The organism is Pseudomonas sp. CFBP2511 (assembly GCF_030209255.1).
GTDB classification, from domain to species: Bacteria; Pseudomonadota; Gammaproteobacteria; order Pseudomonadales; family Pseudomonadaceae; genus Aquipseudomonas; species Aquipseudomonas avellanae.
On sequence record NZ_JARVSI010000016.1, the window covers coordinates 1 to 17199 of the forward strand.

At 60.1% G+C, this 17199-nt stretch carries 14 protein-coding genes and 1 riboswitch; of the genes, 10 read left to right on the forward strand and 4 right to left on the reverse strand.

Annotation, left to right across the window (positions count from 1 at the left end):
• Nucleotides 1–376 precede the first annotated feature (376 nt).
• Nucleotides 377–2224 carry a dihydroxy-acid dehydratase gene (gene ilvD, locus QRN38_RS13960; RefSeq protein ID WP_057418346.1) on the reverse strand — a complete coding sequence of 616 codons (1848 nt, stop codon included), beginning with the start codon at nucleotides 2222–2224 and terminating at the stop codon, nucleotides 377–379.
• Between the two features lie 339 nt (nucleotides 2225–2563).
• On the opposite strand from ilvD, the gene alaC reads away from it, so the two are divergent.
• The 7 genes from alaC (at nucleotide 2564) to otnI (ending at nucleotide 9885) form a co-directional block, all read left to right on the forward strand.
• Complete coding sequence (alaC, locus tag QRN38_RS13965) at nucleotides 2564–3772, forward strand: alanine transaminase (RefSeq protein ID WP_005739631.1); 1209 nt, start codon at nucleotides 2564–2566, stop codon at nucleotides 3770–3772.
• A gap of 171 nt (nucleotides 3773–3943) precedes the next feature.
• Nucleotides 3944–4399 carry a YkgJ family cysteine cluster protein gene (locus QRN38_RS13970; protein WP_003383161.1) on the forward strand — a complete coding sequence of 152 codons (456 nt, stop codon included), beginning with the start codon at nucleotides 3944–3946 and terminating at the stop codon, nucleotides 4397–4399.
• Nucleotides 4400–4613: 214 nt separating this feature from the next.
• On the forward strand, nucleotides 4614–5546 hold the full coding sequence (ltnD, locus tag QRN38_RS13975; protein ID WP_322928537.1) for an L-threonate dehydrogenase: 933 nt from the start codon (nucleotides 4614–4616) through the stop codon (nucleotides 5544–5546).
• Nucleotides 5547–5556: 10 nt separating this feature from the next.
• Nucleotides 5557–6846, forward strand: a complete 1290-nt coding sequence (gene otnK, locus QRN38_RS13980) for a 3-oxo-tetronate kinase (RefSeq protein ID WP_024666049.1) — start codon at nucleotides 5557–5559, stop codon at nucleotides 6844–6846.
• Nucleotides 6846–7484, forward strand: coding sequence for a 3-oxo-tetronate 4-phosphate decarboxylase (gene otnC, locus QRN38_RS13985; RefSeq protein WP_005765392.1), 639 nt, complete (start codon nucleotides 6846–6848; stop codon nucleotides 7482–7484). Before otnK ends, otnC begins: the two co-directional genes overlap by 1 nt.
• Before the next feature lie 135 nt (nucleotides 7485–7619).
• The gene (locus tag QRN38_RS13990; RefSeq protein WP_057418345.1) at nucleotides 7620–9077 is read left to right on the forward strand and encodes a GntT/GntP/DsdX family permease; all 1458 of its coding nucleotides are present in this window, start codon (nucleotides 7620–7622) and stop codon (nucleotides 9075–9077) included.
• 22 nt (nucleotides 9078–9099) lie between these two features.
• Entirely contained in the window at nucleotides 9100–9885 is a 786-nt protein-coding gene (otnI, locus tag QRN38_RS13995) for a 2-oxo-tetronate isomerase (RefSeq protein WP_007247341.1), read from the forward strand.
• Between the two features lie 268 nt (nucleotides 9886–10153).
• Here the strand turns inward: otnI and QRN38_RS14000 are convergent, their stop codons facing one another.
• A complete protein-coding gene (locus tag QRN38_RS14000) occupies nucleotides 10154–10549 on the reverse strand; it encodes an acyl-CoA thioesterase (RefSeq protein WP_002551711.1) in 396 nt (131 codons plus the stop codon).
• Between the two features lie 220 nt (nucleotides 10550–10769).
• A riboswitch (S-adenosyl-L-homocysteine riboswitch) is annotated at nucleotides 10770–10879 on the forward strand.
• Nucleotides 10880–10902: 23 nt separating this feature from the next.
• On the opposite strand from QRN38_RS14000, the gene ahcY reads away from it, so the two are divergent.
• From ahcY to rhlE2, 3 genes are all read left to right on the forward strand, one after another.
• Complete coding sequence (ahcY, locus tag QRN38_RS14005) at nucleotides 10903–12312, forward strand: adenosylhomocysteinase (RefSeq protein ID WP_005765398.1); 1410 nt, start codon at nucleotides 10903–10905, stop codon at nucleotides 12310–12312.
• Between the two features lie 189 nt (nucleotides 12313–12501).
• Complete coding sequence (metF, locus tag QRN38_RS14010) at nucleotides 12502–13347, forward strand: methylenetetrahydrofolate reductase [NAD(P)H] (protein WP_005765400.1); 846 nt, start codon at nucleotides 12502–12504, stop codon at nucleotides 13345–13347.
• A gap of 310 nt (nucleotides 13348–13657) precedes the next feature.
• The gene (gene rhlE2, locus QRN38_RS14015; RefSeq protein WP_005765402.1) at nucleotides 13658–15547 is read left to right on the forward strand and encodes an RNA helicase RhlE2; all 1890 of its coding nucleotides are present in this window, start codon (nucleotides 13658–13660) and stop codon (nucleotides 15545–15547) included.
• Nucleotides 15548–15801: 254 nt separating this feature from the next.
• Here rhlE2 and QRN38_RS14020 read toward each other — a convergent pair whose 3' ends face one another.
• Both QRN38_RS14020 and QRN38_RS14025 read right to left on the reverse strand, forming a co-directional pair.
• Nucleotides 15802–16380 (reverse strand): YceI family protein, encoded by a 579-nt coding sequence (locus QRN38_RS14020; protein WP_003378759.1) that lies wholly within the window; start codon nucleotides 16378–16380, stop codon nucleotides 15802–15804.
• Between the two features lie 27 nt (nucleotides 16381–16407).
• Nucleotides 16408–16956, reverse strand: coding sequence for a cytochrome b (locus QRN38_RS14025; protein WP_003378760.1), 549 nt, complete (start codon nucleotides 16954–16956; stop codon nucleotides 16408–16410).
• Nucleotides 16957–17199: the final 243 nt, after the last annotated feature.

Below are 17199 nucleotides of genomic sequence, written 5' to 3' on the forward strand. Positions count from 1 at the left end.
TGTGGCGCGAATACAGCCGTTAGATCCTTTAACATTGTTGCTCCGATATAAAACCAGCCCTCTTTTGATGAAGAGTGCTGATATAGAGAGGGCGGGAGTCTATACGCTTCTTTCCGAGCTTACACCATCAAATTGCCGGATCAGGTCGTCGAGCAACGTTACTACTGATACGGCGTTGAAGTAGTACAAGATGGCCAACGGGCGCGTCGGCTAATTCATAAGAGGCTGTCGCTCATTTCTTACAGAGTAATGAGCGGAGTAATCAGACTGCGGCCCGCAACGTTGGCTTAAGGCGTCGGGCTTGAAAAGAGGGGGCTGTGTTAAATAAAGAAAAGCCCCGACTAGTGAACGTCAGGGCTTTTTTTGATCGGGCAAATCAAGGCACCAATTTGTCCAGCAATGCCTTGTCACGCACAGCGCCCTTGTCGGCGCTGGTCGCCAGTAGGGCGTAGGCCTTGAGTGCGGTGGTCACTTTACGTGGACGCGGCTCGACCGGTTTCCAGCCTTTCTTGTCCTGTTCAGCGCGACGTTCGGCCATCTCGGCGTCGTCGATCATCAGGTTGATCGAGCGGTTCGGGATGTCGATCAGCACTTTGTCACCATCGCGCACCAGACCAATCGCACCACCCGCTGCTGCTTCCGGCGAGGCGTGGCCGATGGACAGGCCAGAGGTACCGCCCGAGAAACGGCCATCAGTGAGCAGCGCACAGTCTTTACCCAGCCCTTTGGACTTCAGGTACGAGGTCGGGTAGAGCATTTCCTGCATGCCCGGACCGCCTTTCGGGCCTTCGTAACGAATGATGACGATGTCGCCCGCCTTCACTTCGTCAGCGAGAATCCCGCGCACGGCGCTGTCCTGGCTTTCGAAGATCTTGGCGTTGCCTTCAAAGACGTGGATCGACTCATCGACACCGGCGGTTTTCACCACGCAGCCATCCAGCGCGATGTTGCCGTACAGCACGGCCAGGCCGCCTTCCTGAGAGTAGGCATGCTCGACGCTGCGGATGCAGCCGTTTTCACGGTCGTCGTCCAGGCTTTCCCAACGGGTCGACTGGCTGAACGCGGTCTGCGTCGGGATGCCGGCCGGGCCTGCCTTGAAGAAGGTGTGCACCGCTTCGTCGTCAGTCTGGGTGATGTCCCATTTGGCGATGCCTTCGGCCATGGTTTTGCTGTGCACGGTCGGCAGGTCGGTGTGCAGCAAACCGCCGCGTGCCAGCTCGCCGAGGATGCTGAAGATCCCGCCCGCGCGGTGTACGTCTTCCATGTGGTACTTCTGGATGTTAGGCGCGACCTTGCACAACTGTGGAACCTTGCGTGACAGACGGTCGATGTGGTGCAGGTCGAAGTCGATCTCGGCTTCCTGAGCAGCCGCCAGCAAGTGCAGGATGGTGTTGGTCGAACCGCCCATGGCGATGTCCAGCGTCATGGCGTTTTCGAACGCCTTGAAGTTGGCGATGTTGCGCGGCAACACCGAATCGTCGTTTTCCTTGTAGTACTGTCGGCACAGGTCAACGATGGTGCGGCCAGCCTGCAGGAACAGTTGCTCGCGATCGCTGTGGGTGGCCAGTGCAGAACCGTTGCCCGGCAGGGCCAGGCCCAGCGCTTCGGTCAGGCAGTTCATCGAGTTGGCGGTGAACATGCCCGAGCACGAACCGCACGTTGGGCAGGCGCTGCGCTCGTATTCGGCAACTTTTTCGTCGCTGGCGGTGGAGTCGGCAGCGATCACCATTGCATCGACCAGGTCCAGGCCGTGGCTGGCCAGTTTGGTCTTGCCCGCTTCCATCGGCCCGCCAGACACGAAAACCACCGGGATATTGAGGCGCAGTGCCGCCATCAGCATGCCGGGGGTGATCTTGTCGCAGTTGGAAATGCACACGATGGCGTCGGCGCAATGCGCGTTGACCATATATTCGACCGAGTCGGCGATGATCTCGCGGCTTGGCAGCGAATACAGCATGCCGTCATGGCCCATCGCAATGCCGTCATCGACCGCAATGGTGTTGAATTCCTTGGCCACGCCACCGGCGCGTTCGACTTCACGGGCGACCAGTTGGCCCATGTCCTTGAGGTGGACGTGGCCCGGTACGAACTGGGTGAAGGAGTTGGCGATGGCGATGATCGGTTTCTTGAAATCTTCGTCCTTCATGCCCGTTGCGCGCCACAGGGCACGGGCGCCGGCCATGTTGCGGCCGTGGGTGGACGTTTTCGAGCGGTAATCAGGCATTGGAGCACTCCGGCAAAACTAGGGCTGATCAGGGTAGGGAGTGAGCTTCTATTGACGTCGCGGGCGAGCGGCAGTGACCACAGGCAGCGAAGAAACCGAACACCACGGGATCACCGTGTACTCGGCCTGAGCTCATAAACCCGCCGGGGGATGAATGGCGATGAATAGCGCGATTCTACACCGCCGCTACCGTTTGGTGGGGGCCGAATGTCGCGGGCGGTGCCTGGCTGAAAAACCCTGTGGACAAAACGCCATCGCCCCCCTTATCTTGCGCAGCAGGCCGCCTCATGTGGCCACGTCGCTCGGACGGTTCCGGGCGCTTACGTTTGCGAGACACTCATGGCTGACCAAGGTTCGCCGCGCCGCTTTGCGCGCATAGATCGACTCCCCCCTTACGTGTTCAACATCACCGCCGAGCTGAAGATGGCTGCGCGTCGTCGTGGTGAAGACATTATCGACCTGAGCATGGGCAACCCCGACGGGGCCACGCCGCCGCACATCGTCGAAAAACTGGTCACCGTCGCCCAGCGCGAAGACACCCACGGTTACTCCACCTCACGCGGCATTCCGCGCCTGCGCCGGGCCATTTCCAACTGGTACAAGAAACGCTACGAGGTCGATATCGACCCTGAAAGCGAAGCCATCGTGACCATCGGCTCAAAGGAAGGCCTGGCGCACTTGATGCTCGCCACGCTGGATCAGGGCGATACCGTGCTGGTGCCAAACCCCAGTTACCCGATCCACATCTACGGTGCCGTGATTGCCGGCGCCCAGGTGCGGTCGGTGCCACTGGTGCCGGGCGTGGACTTCTTCGCCGAGCTGGAAAAGGCCATTCGCGGCTCGATTCCCAAACCGAAGATGATGATTCTCGGCTTCCCATCGAACCCAACCGCGCAATGCGTGGAGCTGGATTTCTTCGAGCGTGTGGTGGCGCTGGCCAAACAGTACGACGTGCTGGTGATTCACGACCTGGCGTACGCCGACATCGTCTACGACGGCTGGAAAGCCCCGTCGATCATGCAGGTGCCGGGCGCCAAGGACATTGCCGTCGAGTTTTTCACCCTGTCCAAGAGCTACAACATGGCGGGCTGGCGGATCGGCTTCATGGTTGGTAACCCCGAGCTGGTGAACGCGCTGGCGCGGATCAAGAGTTACCACGACTACGGCACCTTCACGCCGTTGCAGGTCGCCGCCATTGCCGCGCTGGAAGGCGATCAGCAGTGCGTGCTCGACATCGCCGAGCAGTATCGCCAGCGCCGCAACGTGCTGGTCAAAGGCTTGCACGAACTGGGCTGGATGGTCGAAAACCCCAAGGCGTCGATGTACGTCTGGGCAAAGATTCCCGAAGCCTACGCGCACCTGGGTTCGCTGGAGTTCGCCAAGAAGCTGCTGGCCGAAGCCAAGGTCTGTGTTTCGCCGGGCATCGGTTTTGGTGAATACGGCGACGATCACGTGCGTTTCGCGCTGATCGAGAATCAGGACCGCATCCGCCAGGCCGTGCGCGGGATCCGCAGCATGTTCAGGGCCGACGACAAGCTCAAGTCCTGAGTCAGCCGCCTGCATGACCACGCCTGCTGACTGAGTACTTTCGGCAGGCGTGGCGCTCGCAACCGGTGATACGGGCAATACCGACAGTCGCCTCGACAATTTTTACTTACTGCAAATGGCCGCGGACCGGTATGATCGCGCGCCCCGATACACCCGGAATTCTGAAATAAAATGAAACCCACCTTGATCGCCGCCGCAGAACTCGATCGCATCGACACCTGGGCCAAGTACTCCAGCCATATGTGCGGGGGCTGTATCTCCAGCTGCTGCACGTTGCCGGTAGAAGTGAAGATCAAGGACCTGATCCGCATCGGCATCGTCGATGAGTTCGAGCGTGGCGACCCGGCGAAGAACATCGCCAAGCGTCTGCAGAAGGAAGGCATCGTTGAGCGTTACAACCAGAAGTCGGAAATCTTCACGTTGCAGCGCATGAGCAACAATGACTGCCTGTACCTGGATCGCAAAAGCCGCCTGTGCACCATCTATGAAAAGCGCCCGGACACCTGCCGCAACCATCCGAAAATCGGACCGCGCCCAGGCTTTTGTGCCTACAAGCCCAAAGAGGTTGTACGTCAGGAAAGCGGCTCGCTGCGCAACGCCACCAGCGCACCGGTGCCGAAATTCTGATCGTGTAGCAAGCGATGCTCTACGTTGCTGACCGAACGGTTCCAATCAAGCCCCTATCAGGGGCTTTTTTGTGGGCGATGGAAAAGCCTGATGGAGAAACCCTATCGATGTTAAATTTTGTGAAAAATAAAAATACTTCACATTATCTAGTCATTGATTCACTATCGGATTCACAGATCAGAACAATAAACGCTCGAATGCCGGCAACACAGGCATCGGCACTGACTTTGAGGATTACTGCATGAACAGCAAAAATGTCGGCGTTATCGGCCTGGGTGCAATGGGTCTGGGCATTGCCCGCTCGTTGCTGCGCAGCGGCTTCACTGTGCATGCCTGCGATGTGCGCACCAGCGTGACCGAAGCGTTCGCCCAGGAAGGCGGTGTTGCCTGCCAATCCCCAGCCAGCATGGCCGCTGCCTGCGACGTGATCATTACCGTTGTGGTCAATGCCGAGCAGACTGAAACTGTCCTGTTTGGTGAAAACGGCGCCATCGCGGCCCTGCGTCCGGGCAGCCTGGTGATCGGCTGCGCCACCGTGGCGCCGACTTTCGCTGTCGAGCTGGGTGAACGCCTGGCCGCGCAGAACCTGCTGTACCTCGACGCCCCGATCTCCGGCGGCGCAGCCAAGGCCGCTTCCGGCCAGATGACCATGATGACCTCCGGCCCGAACGAGTCCTACGCCAAGGCCGAAGCCATCCTCACTGGCATGGCCGGCAAGGTCTACCGCTTGGGCGATGTTCACGGGCTGGGCTCGAAAGTCAAAATCATCAACCAGTTGCTGGCCGGCGTGCACATTGCTGCCAGTGCCGAAGCGATGGCGCTCGGCCTGCGTGAAGGCGTCGATGCGGACGCGCTGTACGAAGTGATCACCAACAGTGCCGGTAACTCGTGGATGTTCGAAAACCGCGTGCCGCACATCCTCAATGCCGATTACACGCCGCTGTCGGCTGTGGATATCTTCGTCAAGGACCTGGGCCTGGTGCTGGATACCGCACGCAGCAGCAAATTCCCGCTGCCACTGTCGGCCACTGCGCACCAGATGTTCATGCAGGCCTCCAGTGCCGGTTTCGGCCGCGAAGACGACTCGGCGGTGATCAAGATTTTCCCGGGCATCGAATTGCCGAAAGCCAAGCCTGAAAAAGCCTGAGGAGCGACTGATGAGCCTGAATAACGCTCGCCCGCTGCTGGGCTGCATTGCTGACGATTTCACCGGCGCGACCGACCTGGCCAACATGCTGGTGCGCGGCGGCATGCGCACCGTGCAGAGCATCGGCATCCCTAGCGCCGAGATGGCTGCAGGCCTGGACGCCGATGCGATTGTCATTGCCCTGAAATCGCGCACCACGCCAAGCGCCGACGCCGTGGCTGAATCCCTCGCTGCGCTGGAATGGCTGCGCGAGCGCGGGTGCGAGCAGATCTTCTTCAAGTATTGCTCGACCTTCGATTCGACTGCCGCCGGCAACATCGGTCAGGTCAGCGAGGCACTGCTGGAACAACTGGGCAGCGACTTCACCCTGGCCTGCCCGGCCTTTCCGGAAAACGGCCGCACGATTTTCCGCGGTCATTTGTTCGTACAGGACCAGTTGCTCAGCGAATCGGGCATGCAGAACCACCCGCTGACGCCAATGACCGACGCCAATCTGGTGCGCGTGCTGCAAGCGCAGACCACCGGCAAAGTCGGCCTGTTGCGCTACGACAGCATTGCCCAAGGTGTCGAGGGCGTGCGCAACAGAATTGCCGAACTGCGCGCTGAAGGTGTGCGTATGGCGATTGCCGATGCGCTGTCGGACGCCGATTTGTACACACTGGGCGAAGCCTGCGCCGACCTGCCACTGCTGACCGGTGGTTCGGGGCTGGCGTTGGGCCTGCCGGGCAACTTCCGCAAGGCGGGCAAGCTGCGCGACATAGACGCGGCCAAACAGATTGCGATCAGCGGCGGCGAAGTGGTGCTGGCAGGCAGCGCTTCGGTTGCCACCAACGGCCAGGTCGCGGCCTGGCTGGAAGCCAATCGCCCTGCCCTGCGCATCAATCCGCTGGATCTGGCCGCAGGCAAGCCGGTGGTCGAGCAGGCGCTGGCGTTTGCCAGAGACGCCGGGCAAACCGTGTTGATTTACGCCACCAGCACGCCGGATGAAGTCAAAGCCGTACAGAACGAGCTGGGCGTCGAGCGCTCCGGGGCGATGGTCGAAGCCGCGTTGGGCGAAATCGCCAAAGGGCTGCTGGACGCGGGTGTGCGCCGCTTTGTGGTCGCTGGCGGCGAAACCTCCGGGGCTGTCGTTCAGGCGCTGGGCGTGCAGTTGCTGCAGATCGGCGCACAGATCGATCCGGGCGTTCCGGCCACCGTCAGCAGCGGCGCGCAACCGCTGGCACTGGCGCTGAAATCCGGCAACTTCGGCGCACGCGACTTCTTCGCCAAGGCCCTCAAGCAATTGGCGGGAGAAGCCTGATGATTGATGAAAACGCCCTGCGTCAGGAAATCTGCGACGTCGGCCGGCTGTTGTATGGCCGTGGCTACACGGTCGGCAGCGCGGGCAACATCAGCGCACGTCTTGATGACGGCTGGCTGATCACCCCGACCGACGCCTGCCTGGGCCGCATGGACCCGGCAGACATCGCCAAAGTCAATCTGGCCGGTGAATGGGTGTCCGGCAGCAAGCCGTCCAAGACATTGGCGCTGCACCGCGAAGTTTATGACCGCAACCCGGAAGTCGGCGGCGTGGTGCACACCCACTCGACGCATCTGGTGGCGCTGACCCTGGCCGGCGTGTGGCGTGAAGATGACATCCTGCCGCCACTGACGCCCTATCAAGTCATGAAAGTCGGGCACATCCCGTTGATCCCCTACGAGCGTCCGGGCTCGCCGAAAGTCGCCGAGCGCGTGGCGGAGCTGGCCAACAGCGTACGCGGCGTGATGCTTGAGCGGCTCGGCCCGGTGGTCTGGGAAAGCTCGGTGGCCAAGGCTTGTTACGCCCTGGAAGAGCTGGAAGAAACCGCCCGTCTGTGGCTGATAAGCAACCCTAAACCTGCACCGCTGGCCCCGGCGGCGCTGGAAGAATTGCGTCAGGTGTTCGGCGCGAAGTGGTAACGGACACACATTGATCGAGGGGCGCACTGCGCCTCGCGGCCGAAAAACAATAACAACAGGAATCGAGAGCATGACTCACCCTTACCCCGCTGTTTCGTTGTCACTCTTTACTGCCATTGACCGGAGTGCACGGGCATGACGCCGCTCATGTTGATGGTCGTGGCCGGTGCGGGCATCGCACTGCTGTTGTTTCTGGTGCTCAAGTATAAATTTCAGCCGTTCGTTGCGTTGATGCTGGTCAGCATCATCGTGGCGCTGGTCGCCGGTGTTAAGCCGGCAGATCTGGTGGCAACCATTGAAGGCGGCATGGGCAAGACCCTCGGCCACATCGCGATCATCATCGCCCTGGGCGCGATGATCGGACGCATCATCGAGCTGTCGGGCGGGGCCGAAGCACTGGCCAGGACGCTGATCAACCGTTTCGGCAACAGGCGCACGCCGCTGGCGCTGACCGTTGCCGGCTTCATGGTGGGTATTCCGGTGTTCTTCGAGGTCGGCGTGATCATTCTCATGCCATTGGCCTACGGCGTGGCCCGTGCCGCGCGCAAGCCGCTGCTGATTTTCGCGCTGCCGATGTGTGCTGCGTTGCTGGCGGTGCATGCGTTCCTGCCGCCACACCCTGGCGCCGTTGCTGCGGCCAGCCAGTTGGGCGCGGACCTGGGTCGTGTGTTGATGCTGGGTATCCCGATTGTCGCGGTGCTGTGCATGATCGGCTACTTCGTGGCAGGCCGCATGACTCGCAAGACCTACCCGATGACCGATGATATTCGCGCCGAAGTCTACGGCCCGCATGTCACCAACGAAGACCTGGAAGCCTGGGCGCGCAACGATTATTCCGGCGTGCGTGAAGCCACCGAAACCAAAACCCTGGGCGCGGAAGAAAGCGCCAGCAGCCTGGCGAGCAAACTGCCTCCAGCGCCTGCACCGGGTTTCGGGCTGATCATTGCGCTGATTCTGCTGCCGATCGTGCTGATTCTGATGGGCACGCTGGCCACCACCTTGCTGCCTGCGACGTCCACGCTGCGTGCAATGCTGACGGTTCTCGGCGCGCCTCTGGTGGCGCTGCTGATCGACACACTGCTGTGCGCCTGGCTGCTGGGTTCGCGTCGTGGCTGGAGCCGCACGCAGGTGTCCGACGTAATCGGCTCTGCCTTGCCGGGTGTGGCGATGGTTATCCTGATTGCCGGTGCCGGTGGCGTGTTCGGCAAGGTGCTGGTGGATACCGGTATCGGTGCGGTGGTTTCCGAGGCGTTGCGCAATACCGGTTTGCCGGTGCTGGCGCTGGGCTTTCTGCTGACGCTGTTGCTGCGCGCGGTGCAGGGCTCGACCACCGTTGCGCTGGTGACCACTGCCGGCATTCTCAGCCCGCTGATCGCCACGCTGGACCTGAGCGCCAACCACTTGGCTCTGTTGTGTCTGGCGATGGGCGGTGGCGGTCTGGCCATGTCGCACATCAACGATGCCGGTTACTGGATGTTCACCAAGCTGGCGGGCCTCAACGTCGCCGACGGCTTGCGCACCTGGACCGTACTGGTCACGCTGCTCGGCACACTGGGCTTTGTGATCACCCTGCTGCTTTGGCCATTCGTCTGACCCTTTGAAGACTGGAGTTAACATGCCTCGTTTTGCCGCCAACCTCAGCATGCTGTACCCGCAGCATGATTTTCTTGAGCGCTTTGCCGCAGCCGCCGCCGATGGTTTCGGCGCGGTCGAGTACCTGTTTCCTTACGCCTACACGCCGCAGGAACTCAAACAACGCCTGAGCGACAACGGTCTGGTGCAGGCGCTGTTCAACGCCCCGCCGGGCGACTGGGATAACTGCGAGCGCGGGATCGCCACGCTGCCGGGCCGCGAAGCGGAGTTTCGCAGCGGCATCGAACGTGCGCTGGAATATGCGCAGGTGCTGGGCAACGACCGTGTGCACGTGATGGCCGGTCTGCTGCCCAGCGAAGCTTTGCGTGAGCGCCATCAAGCGGTTTATCTGGAAAACCTGGCGTTTGCGGCCGAGCAGGCGAAGTCAGCTGGCGTCACGATTCTGATCGAACCGATCAACACCCGCGACATGCCGGGCTTCTTTCTCAACCGTCAGGATCAGGCGCAGGCCATCTGCAAGCAGGTGGGTGCAGATAACCTGAAGGTGCAATTTGACTGCTATCACTGTCAGATCGTCGAAGGCGACCTGACCAGCAAACTGCGCCGCGACTTTGCGGGTATTGGCCACATTCAGATTGCAGGGGTACCGGATCGCCATGAACCGAACCTGGGCGAGCTGAATTACGAACACCTGTTCAACGTCATCGACGAGCTGGGCTATACCGGCTGGATAGGCTGTGAATACCGCCCCAAAGGCGACACCAGCGAAGGGTTGGCGTGGTTGCGGGCGTTGCAGGCGAAGGGCTGAACTGAGCGCTCAGCGTCATACGCAACTCTGAAAGAGCCCGAAAAGCTTGGCTTTTGTGGGAGTGGACTTGTCCGCGATGGGTTGCGAAGCGGCCCTAAACCAGACGACTTTGGTTGCGCCTGATGTACCGCATACACCGGTTTTGCTGCCGGTTCCCGTCAGATCGCGGACAAGCGAAGCGTCGCCCTGTCCGCTCTACACGACTATCGTGCGACGCTCCGCGTCGCATGCCGTTCTGGACGCTCCGCGTCCGGTCTTGGAAGATGGATCAATCCTCTACGTCGAACTGGTCCTTGATGTAGCGGATTTCAGTCCGGCCGTGCGGGGCGGGCTGGCCGTCTTCGTCGAGGTTGACGAAGACGATCTTCTCGACCGTCAGAATGCTCTTGCGGGTGATCTTGTTGCGCACCTGGCATTTGAGGGTGATCGAGGTGCGACCGAACTCGGTGGCGGTGATACCCAGCTCGATGATGTCGCCCTGACGCGAAGCGCTGACGAAGTTGATCTCGGAAATGTACTTGGTCACCACGCGCTGATTGCCCAGCTGGACAATCGCGTAAATCGCCGCCTCCTCATCGATCCAGCGCAGCAGGCTACCGCCGAATAACGTGCCGTTGGGGTTGAGGTCTTCGGGCTTGACCCATTTGCGGGTGTGGAAATTCATGTTCACTCCTGAGCGTCTGGCCGGTAGAGACGAGCATGATGGCAGAGCCGGCGGCCAACGCCCATGCCTGCGTCATTGCAATTGTGCATCCACCCGATTACAGCCAGATGGCAATAGGGTGGCCAGTTACCCGACAGAAAGCCTTGGGAAGAATCGCCAGCACAGCTATACTGCCAACCGTTTCAAAACGGTCATCTACGCTTGATACCGTTCCCGCCACCTGTCCGAGGGGCGCTGCAGCAGGTTTACCCTGTCAGGCTCGGATGGGGCGTTGTTTGTCAGGTTGATCACAACCGGCAAGCCTTAAACGCACAACGGCGCCCATTCGCATTTTTATGGAATGGAGACTCTCAATGAGTGCTGTAATCACGCCTGCAGAATTTAACGACTACAAGGTTGCCGACATTTCCCTGGCTGCCTGGGGTCGTCGCGAAACCATCATCGCTGAATCCGAAATGCCTGCCCTGATGGGTCTGCGCCGCAAGTATGCCGCTGAGCAGCCGCTCAAAGGCGCGAAAATCCTCGGCTGCATCCACATGACCATTCAGACCGCCGTGCTGATCGAAACCCTGGTTGCCCTGGGTGCCGAAGTACGCTGGTCGTCGTGCAACATCTTCTCCACGCAGGACCAGGCCGCTGCTGCCATCGCCGCCGCCGGTATTGCCGTGTACGCCTGGAAAGGCGAAACCGAAGAAGAATACGAGTGGTGCATCGAGCAGACCATCCTCAAGGATGGCCAGCCATGGGACGCCAACATGATCCTCGACGACGGCGGCGACCTGACCGAGATCATCCACAAGAAATACCCGGCGATGCTGGACAAGATCCACGGCGTGACCGAAGAAACCACCACCGGCGTTCACCGTCTGCTGGACATGCTGGCCAAGGGCGAGCTGAAAATCCCGGCCATCAACGTCAACGACTCGGTGACCAAGAGCAAGAACGACAACAAGTACGGCTGCCGTCACAGCCTGAACGACGCCATCAAGCGCGGCACCGACCACTTGCTGTCCGGCAAGCAGGCACTGGTGATCGGCTACGGTGACGTGGGCAAGGGCTCGGCCCAGTCGCTGCGTCAGGAAGGCATGATCGTCAAAGTGACTGAAGTCGACCCGATCTGCGCCATGCAGGCCTGCATGGACGGTTTCGAGCTGGTTTCCCCATTCATCGACGGCGAAAACGATGGCACCGAAGCGAGCATCGACAAAGCGCTGCTGGGCAAGATCGACCTGATCGTGACCACCACCGGCAACGTCAATGTCTGTGACTCGAACATGCTCAAGGCGCTGAAAAAACGCGCTGTCGTGTGCAACATCGGCCACTTCGACAACGAAATCGACACCGCTTTCATGCGCAAGAACTGGGCATGGGAAGAAGTGAAGCCACAGGTGCACAAGATTCACCGCACCGGTGCTGGCGCGTTCGACGCACAGAACGACGACTATCTGATCCTGCTGGCCGAAGGCCGTCTGGTCAACCTGGGCAACGCCACTGGCCACCCAAGCCGCATTATGGACGGCTCGTTCGCCAACCAGGTGCTGGCGCAGATCTTCCTGTTCGATCAGAAGTACGCTGACCTGGCACCTGCCAAGAAAGCCGAGCGTCTGACCGTTGAAGTACTGCCGAAGAAACTCGACGAAGAAGTGGCCCTGGAAATGGTCCGCGGTTTCGGCGGTGTTGTGACCAAACTGACCAAGACCCAGGCCGACTACATCGGCGTGACCGTCGAAGGTCCGTTCAAGCCAGACGCTTATCGCTATTGATTGATAGCTGTAAGCGGTAAGTTTCAAGCTGCAAGCAAGTGCGCTTTTCTTGTTTGCAGCTTGGGCTTTAAGCTCGTTTCTTTATCGTTACTAAACAGCCGTGAGCGGCAAGCGTAAGACTGCGGAGCCAGGCATACAGCCCTCTTGCAGCTTGCAACTTGCAGCTAAAAGCTGGAGGTCTCCTCCCCCATGTCTCAAGAACGCCGCTTCAGCTTCGAGTTCTTTCCTACCAAGACCGACGCTGGACATGAAAAGCTGCTGACCGTTGCTCGTCAGCTCGCTACGTACAACCCCGATTTTTTCTCCTGCACTTACGGTGCCGGTGGTTCTACCCGCGACCGCACGCTCAATACCGTGCTTCAGCTGGAGAACGAAGTAAAAGTGCCCGCCGCGCCGCATTTGTCGTGCGTTGGGGACAGCAAGGAAGACTTGCGCAGCCTGCTTGCCCAGTACAAGGATGCGGGTATCAGACGCATCGTTGCCCTGCGCGGCGACCTGCCTTCCGGTATGGGCATGGCCAGCGGTGAGCTGCGTCACGCCAATGACTTGGTGGCATTCATCCGTGAAGAAACCGGCAGCCACTTCCACATCGAAGTCGCCGCCTACCCGGAAATGCATCCGCAGGCGCGCAATTTCGAGGATGACCTCAAGCACTTCGTCACCAAGGCCAACGCCGGTGCCGACAGTGCGATCACCCAGTACTTCTTCAACGCCGACAGTTATTTCAACTTCGTCGAACGTGTAGAGAAGATGGGCGTGAGCATTCCGATCGTGCCGGGCATCATGCCGATCACCAACTACAGCAAGCTGGCGCGTTTCTCCGATGCCTGCGGTGCGGAAATCCCGCGCTGGATCCGCAAGCAGCTGGAAGCCTATGGCGATGATGTGCAGAGCATTCAGGCGTTTGGCGAAGACGTCATCACGCAGATGTGTGAACGCCTGCTGGAGGGTGGCGCCCCGGGCCTGCACTTCTACACGCTGAACCAGGCAGAACCGAGCCTGGCGGTGTGGAACAATCTGCAATTGCCACGCTGATAACCCTGTAAAGCCGCGATCTGTCGGGCGCTTCCCCACAGATCGCGGCCTGATACACCGTTGGGCAGCATGAAAGCAGCGTATTGCGCTCGCTCTGTTATACTCCAGCCTTCCCGCCAGGCTTACGCCCGGACGCTCGGTCTTGCAATCGTCACTCGTTCACGCCATCAGCGCACTTTTCATCAAGCGCAGACGTCACGAGATGTACTGAAGACCCGGCAGGACCGGACGGGATCGCGTTGTCTTTACACGCCATTCGCGCCAGGCAAGACATCCCTTGAGCTTAAGCTCCAACAGAACAGGATTACTCATGTCCTTTGCTTCCCTCGGTCTCTCCGAGGCTTTAGTCCGCGCCATCGAGGCAGCGGGCTACACCCAGCCTACCCCAGTGCAACAGCGGGCCATCCCCGCCGTGTTGCAAGGTCGCGACCTGATGGTTGCGGCACAGACCGGTACGGGTAAAACCGGTGGTTTCGCCCTCCCTATTCTGGAGCGGCTGTTTCCCAATGGTGTTCCGGACAAATCCCAGCGTCACGGCCCGCGCCAACCCCGCGTACTGGTCCTGACCCCGACTCGCGAACTGGCCGCGCAAGTGCACGAGAGCTTCAAGCTCTATGCCCGCGACCTCAAGTTCGTCAGTGCCTGCATCTTCGGCGGCGTCGGCATGAACCCACAGGTTCAGGCCATGTCCCGTGGTGTAGACGTACTGGTGGCCTGCCCTGGCCGCCTGCTCGATCTGGCCGGTCAAGGCAGCGTCGATCTGTCCCACGTCGAAATTCTGGTGCTCGATGAAGCAGACCGGATGCTCGACATGGGCTTCGTCCATGACGTCAAAAAGGTCCTGGCACGTTTGCCGGCCAAGCGTCAGAACCTGCTGTTCTCAGCGACCTTCTCCAATGACATCACGTCCCTGGCCGGCAAGCTGCTGCACAACCCGGAGCGTATCGAAGTCACGCCGCCGAACACCACGGTCGAGCGCATCGAGCAACGGGTTTTCCGTCTGGCTGCCAACCACAAGCGTTCGCTGCTGGCGCATCTGATCACCGTGGGCGCCTGGGAACAGGTGCTGGTGTTCACGCGCACCAAGCACGGTGCCAACCGTCTCGCCGAGTACCTGGACAAACACGGCCTTGCGGCGGTAGCGATCCACGGCAACAAGAGCCAGAACGCACGTACCAAAGCGCTGGCCGATTTCAAGGCCGGTGATGTGCGCATCATGGTGGCTACCGATATCGCCGCGCGCGGTCTGGATATCGATCAGTTGCCGCATGTAGTCAACTTCGAGCTGCCTAACGTCGATGAAGACTACGTGCACCGTATCGGTCGTACCGGCCGTGCAGGTCGCTCCGGCGAAGCTATCTCGCTGGTTGCACCGGACGAAGAGAAGCTGCTCAAAAGTATCGAGCGCATGACCAAACAGAAGATTGCCGACGGCGATCTAATGGGCTTCGATATCACTGCAGTTGAGGCCGAGAAGCCTGAAGTGCGTGAGCGTCCCGATGTTCGCAACTCGCGCGGCGCACGTCCTGCGCGTGCCGATGGCGACAAGAACAACGGTGGTCGTCGCGACAAGGGCAAGGATAAAGGTAAGGACAAACCTGCCGCTGCGGCGGCTACAGGCGAACGCCCAGCCCGGCCGCCACGCGAAAAAAAGCCCCGTGAGGGCACGCCTCGTAGCGAACAGCGTGCAGTGCAGCCTTCAACTCCGCGTCAGGCATCAGATCGTGCCCCGGACGAGTTTCGCGACGACGAAGTCGATAACTTCGGCAATCGTGCTGACTACGTAAGCCCTTATCAGGGTAAAGGCCAAAACCGTGGCCGTCGCCCTGCTGCTGCGCCTGGCGCTGCACCGGCGGCCGGCGGCGCTGCACGTCCGGCCAATTCGGGCCGCCCTGCGGGTGGCGCGCCACGTACCGGTTCTGGTGCTGGTGCACCGAAGCGCAATGGTTCGGGTTCTTCGGCGCCGCGCTCGCGCGACAGCCAGCCGCGCGGTCGTCGCCCGGCACGCGAAGATCAACCCTTGCCGCGCGAAGGCCAGGAGCCCGCTGTACGCGCCCCACGCGACGGCCAGCCTCAGCCAAAGATCGTGCACAAAGAGTCCAAGATCGACCGCTTCCCGTCTGCCGAGCAACTGGACCAGTTGCCAGCACGCCCACGCGGTGAAAAACCGGCCCTGCTGACCCGCAACCGCGACAGCTGATAGCCCGGCAACAACAAAACGCCCCGACCTGTTCGGGGCGTTTTTGTTTGTGGGCCTGGAGGATGTTGATCATCGCTCCCACGCTCCGCGTCCGATCTTGAGGCGCTAGCGCGGCGCCGATCTGTGACGCAGAGCGTCACGAAATGCATGCCAACGCGGAGCATTGGCACGATAGTCATACACCTTCCCCACAAAGCAGAACCCAAACAAAAACGCCGACCCTAAGGCCGGCGTTTTGTCGATCAAGCGTGCACTTACTTCTTCTGTACGCCTTCGAAGGTGATGTCCAGGTCCAGGGTCTGCGACGTCGGGCCAGGGCCTTTGATGCCGAAGTCGTTCAGGTTCAGCGTCGAAGTACCGTTGAAGCCGGCACGGTAGCCGCCCCACGGGTCCTTGCCTTCGCCGTTGAAGGTTGCCTTGATCACGATGGGCTTGGTCACGCCGTGCAGGGTCAGGTCGCCGGTCACATCAGCAGTTTTCTCGCCGGTCGATTTGACAGCGGTAGAGACGAACTTCGCTTCAGGGTATTTGGCAACGTCCAGGAAGTCTTTGCTGGAGATGTGCTTGTCGCGTTCAGCGTGGTTGGTAAACAGGCTGGCGGTTTTCAGCTCGACATTGATTTTGCTGGCTTCAGGCTTGGCAGCGTCAAAGCTGAACGTGCCGTCCCAGTCCTTGAATGTACCGTGGATGAAGCTGTAGCCCAGGTGGCTGATCTTGAAGTCAACGAATGCGTGTTGGCCTTCCTTGTCGATAACGTAGTCGGCAGCCATGGCCTGGCCAGCAGACAACAGTGCGGTACCCAGAGCCAGAGCGGCGAGAGACTTCTTCAACATGCTTTTATTCCCGTTTTGGTTGAACAATCAATGACGACCCAGCATACGCTTGAGGGTCACATCGCGATCGATGAAGTGGTGTTTCAATGCTGCCAGACCATGGAGCCCCGCAAAAATCACGATGACCCAGGCCAGGTAAAGGTGAATCCAGCCAGCCGTTTCTGCTTGTTCAGGAAGGCCCGAAACCAGCGCAGGCACATCGAACAAGCCGAATATCGGGATGCCCACGCCATCGGCGGTGGATATCAGATAACCGGCGAACATCACGGCAAACAGCGCCACATACAGAAACAAGTGGCCGAACGCAGCACCGATGCGCGTCAACTTACTGTAGCTGGTCAACGGCGGCGGTGGCGGGCTGAGCAAGCGCCAGACCACACGGATCAACATGACCGCAAACAGGGTGATGCCGATGCTCTTGTGCAGATCAGGGCCGGCCTTGCGCCACGTATCGTAGTAATCCAGCCCGACCATCCACAGCCCCAGCGCGAACATTCCAAACACGACAGCAGCCACACCCCAGTGCAGCACCATGCTGACCAGACCGTAGCGAGAGGATGAATTACGTAGCTGCATTCCCAATACCTTGTCAGAAGTGTTACCAGACTAGCTTTTTATCTATCGAATGAAAGCGCAAATTTTCGCTCGGATGTATCGAACAATACGATCAGTCATTTCAATGACCAGTGTTCCGATTACGTCGGCAAAGCCAACGCCTACCACCCTTGCAGCAACAGCATCCCGATAAATCAAAGTCAGTAACACTTTGCAATGACCATCGGCCGTTCGATGCCGATGAACGGCATGATCCGTCTCGAT

Bases quoted from the DNA above. Each gene is read 5' to 3' on its own strand.
- QRN38_RS13990 (WP_057418345.1), top strand. From the start codon at position 7,620: ATGACGCCGCTCATGTTGATGGTCGTGGCCGGTGCGGGCATCGCACTG.
- metF (WP_005765400.1), top strand. From the start codon at position 12,502: ATGTCTCAAGAACGCCGCTTCAGCTTCGAGTTCTTTCCTACCAAGACC.
- QRN38_RS14000 (WP_002551711.1), bottom strand. From the start codon at position 10,549: ATGAATTTCCACACCCGCAAATGGGTCAAGCCCGAAGACCTCAACCCC.
- QRN38_RS13970 (WP_003383161.1), top strand. From the start codon at position 3,944: ATGAAACCCACCTTGATCGCCGCCGCAGAACTCGATCGCATCGACACC.
- alaC (WP_005739631.1), top strand. From the start codon at position 2,564: ATGGCTGACCAAGGTTCGCCGCGCCGCTTTGCGCGCATAGATCGACTC.
- otnK (WP_024666049.1), top strand. From the start codon at position 5,557: ATGAGCCTGAATAACGCTCGCCCGCTGCTGGGCTGCATTGCTGACGAT.
- rhlE2 (WP_005765402.1), top strand. From the start codon at position 13,658: ATGTCCTTTGCTTCCCTCGGTCTCTCCGAGGCTTTAGTCCGCGCCATC.
- ahcY (WP_005765398.1), top strand. From the start codon at position 10,903: ATGAGTGCTGTAATCACGCCTGCAGAATTTAACGACTACAAGGTTGCC.
- QRN38_RS14020 (WP_003378759.1), bottom strand. From the start codon at position 16,380: ATGTTGAAGAAGTCTCTCGCCGCTCTGGCTCTGGGTACCGCACTGTTG.
- otnC (WP_005765392.1), top strand. From the start codon at position 6,846: ATGATTGATGAAAACGCCCTGCGTCAGGAAATCTGCGACGTCGGCCGG.
- otnI (WP_007247341.1), top strand. From the start codon at position 9,100: ATGCCTCGTTTTGCCGCCAACCTCAGCATGCTGTACCCGCAGCATGAT.
- ilvD (WP_057418346.1), bottom strand. From the start codon at position 2,224: ATGCCTGATTACCGCTCGAAAACGTCCACCCACGGCCGCAACATGGCC.
- QRN38_RS14025 (WP_003378760.1), bottom strand. From the start codon at position 16,956: ATGCAGCTACGTAATTCATCCTCTCGCTACGGTCTGGTCAGCATGGTG.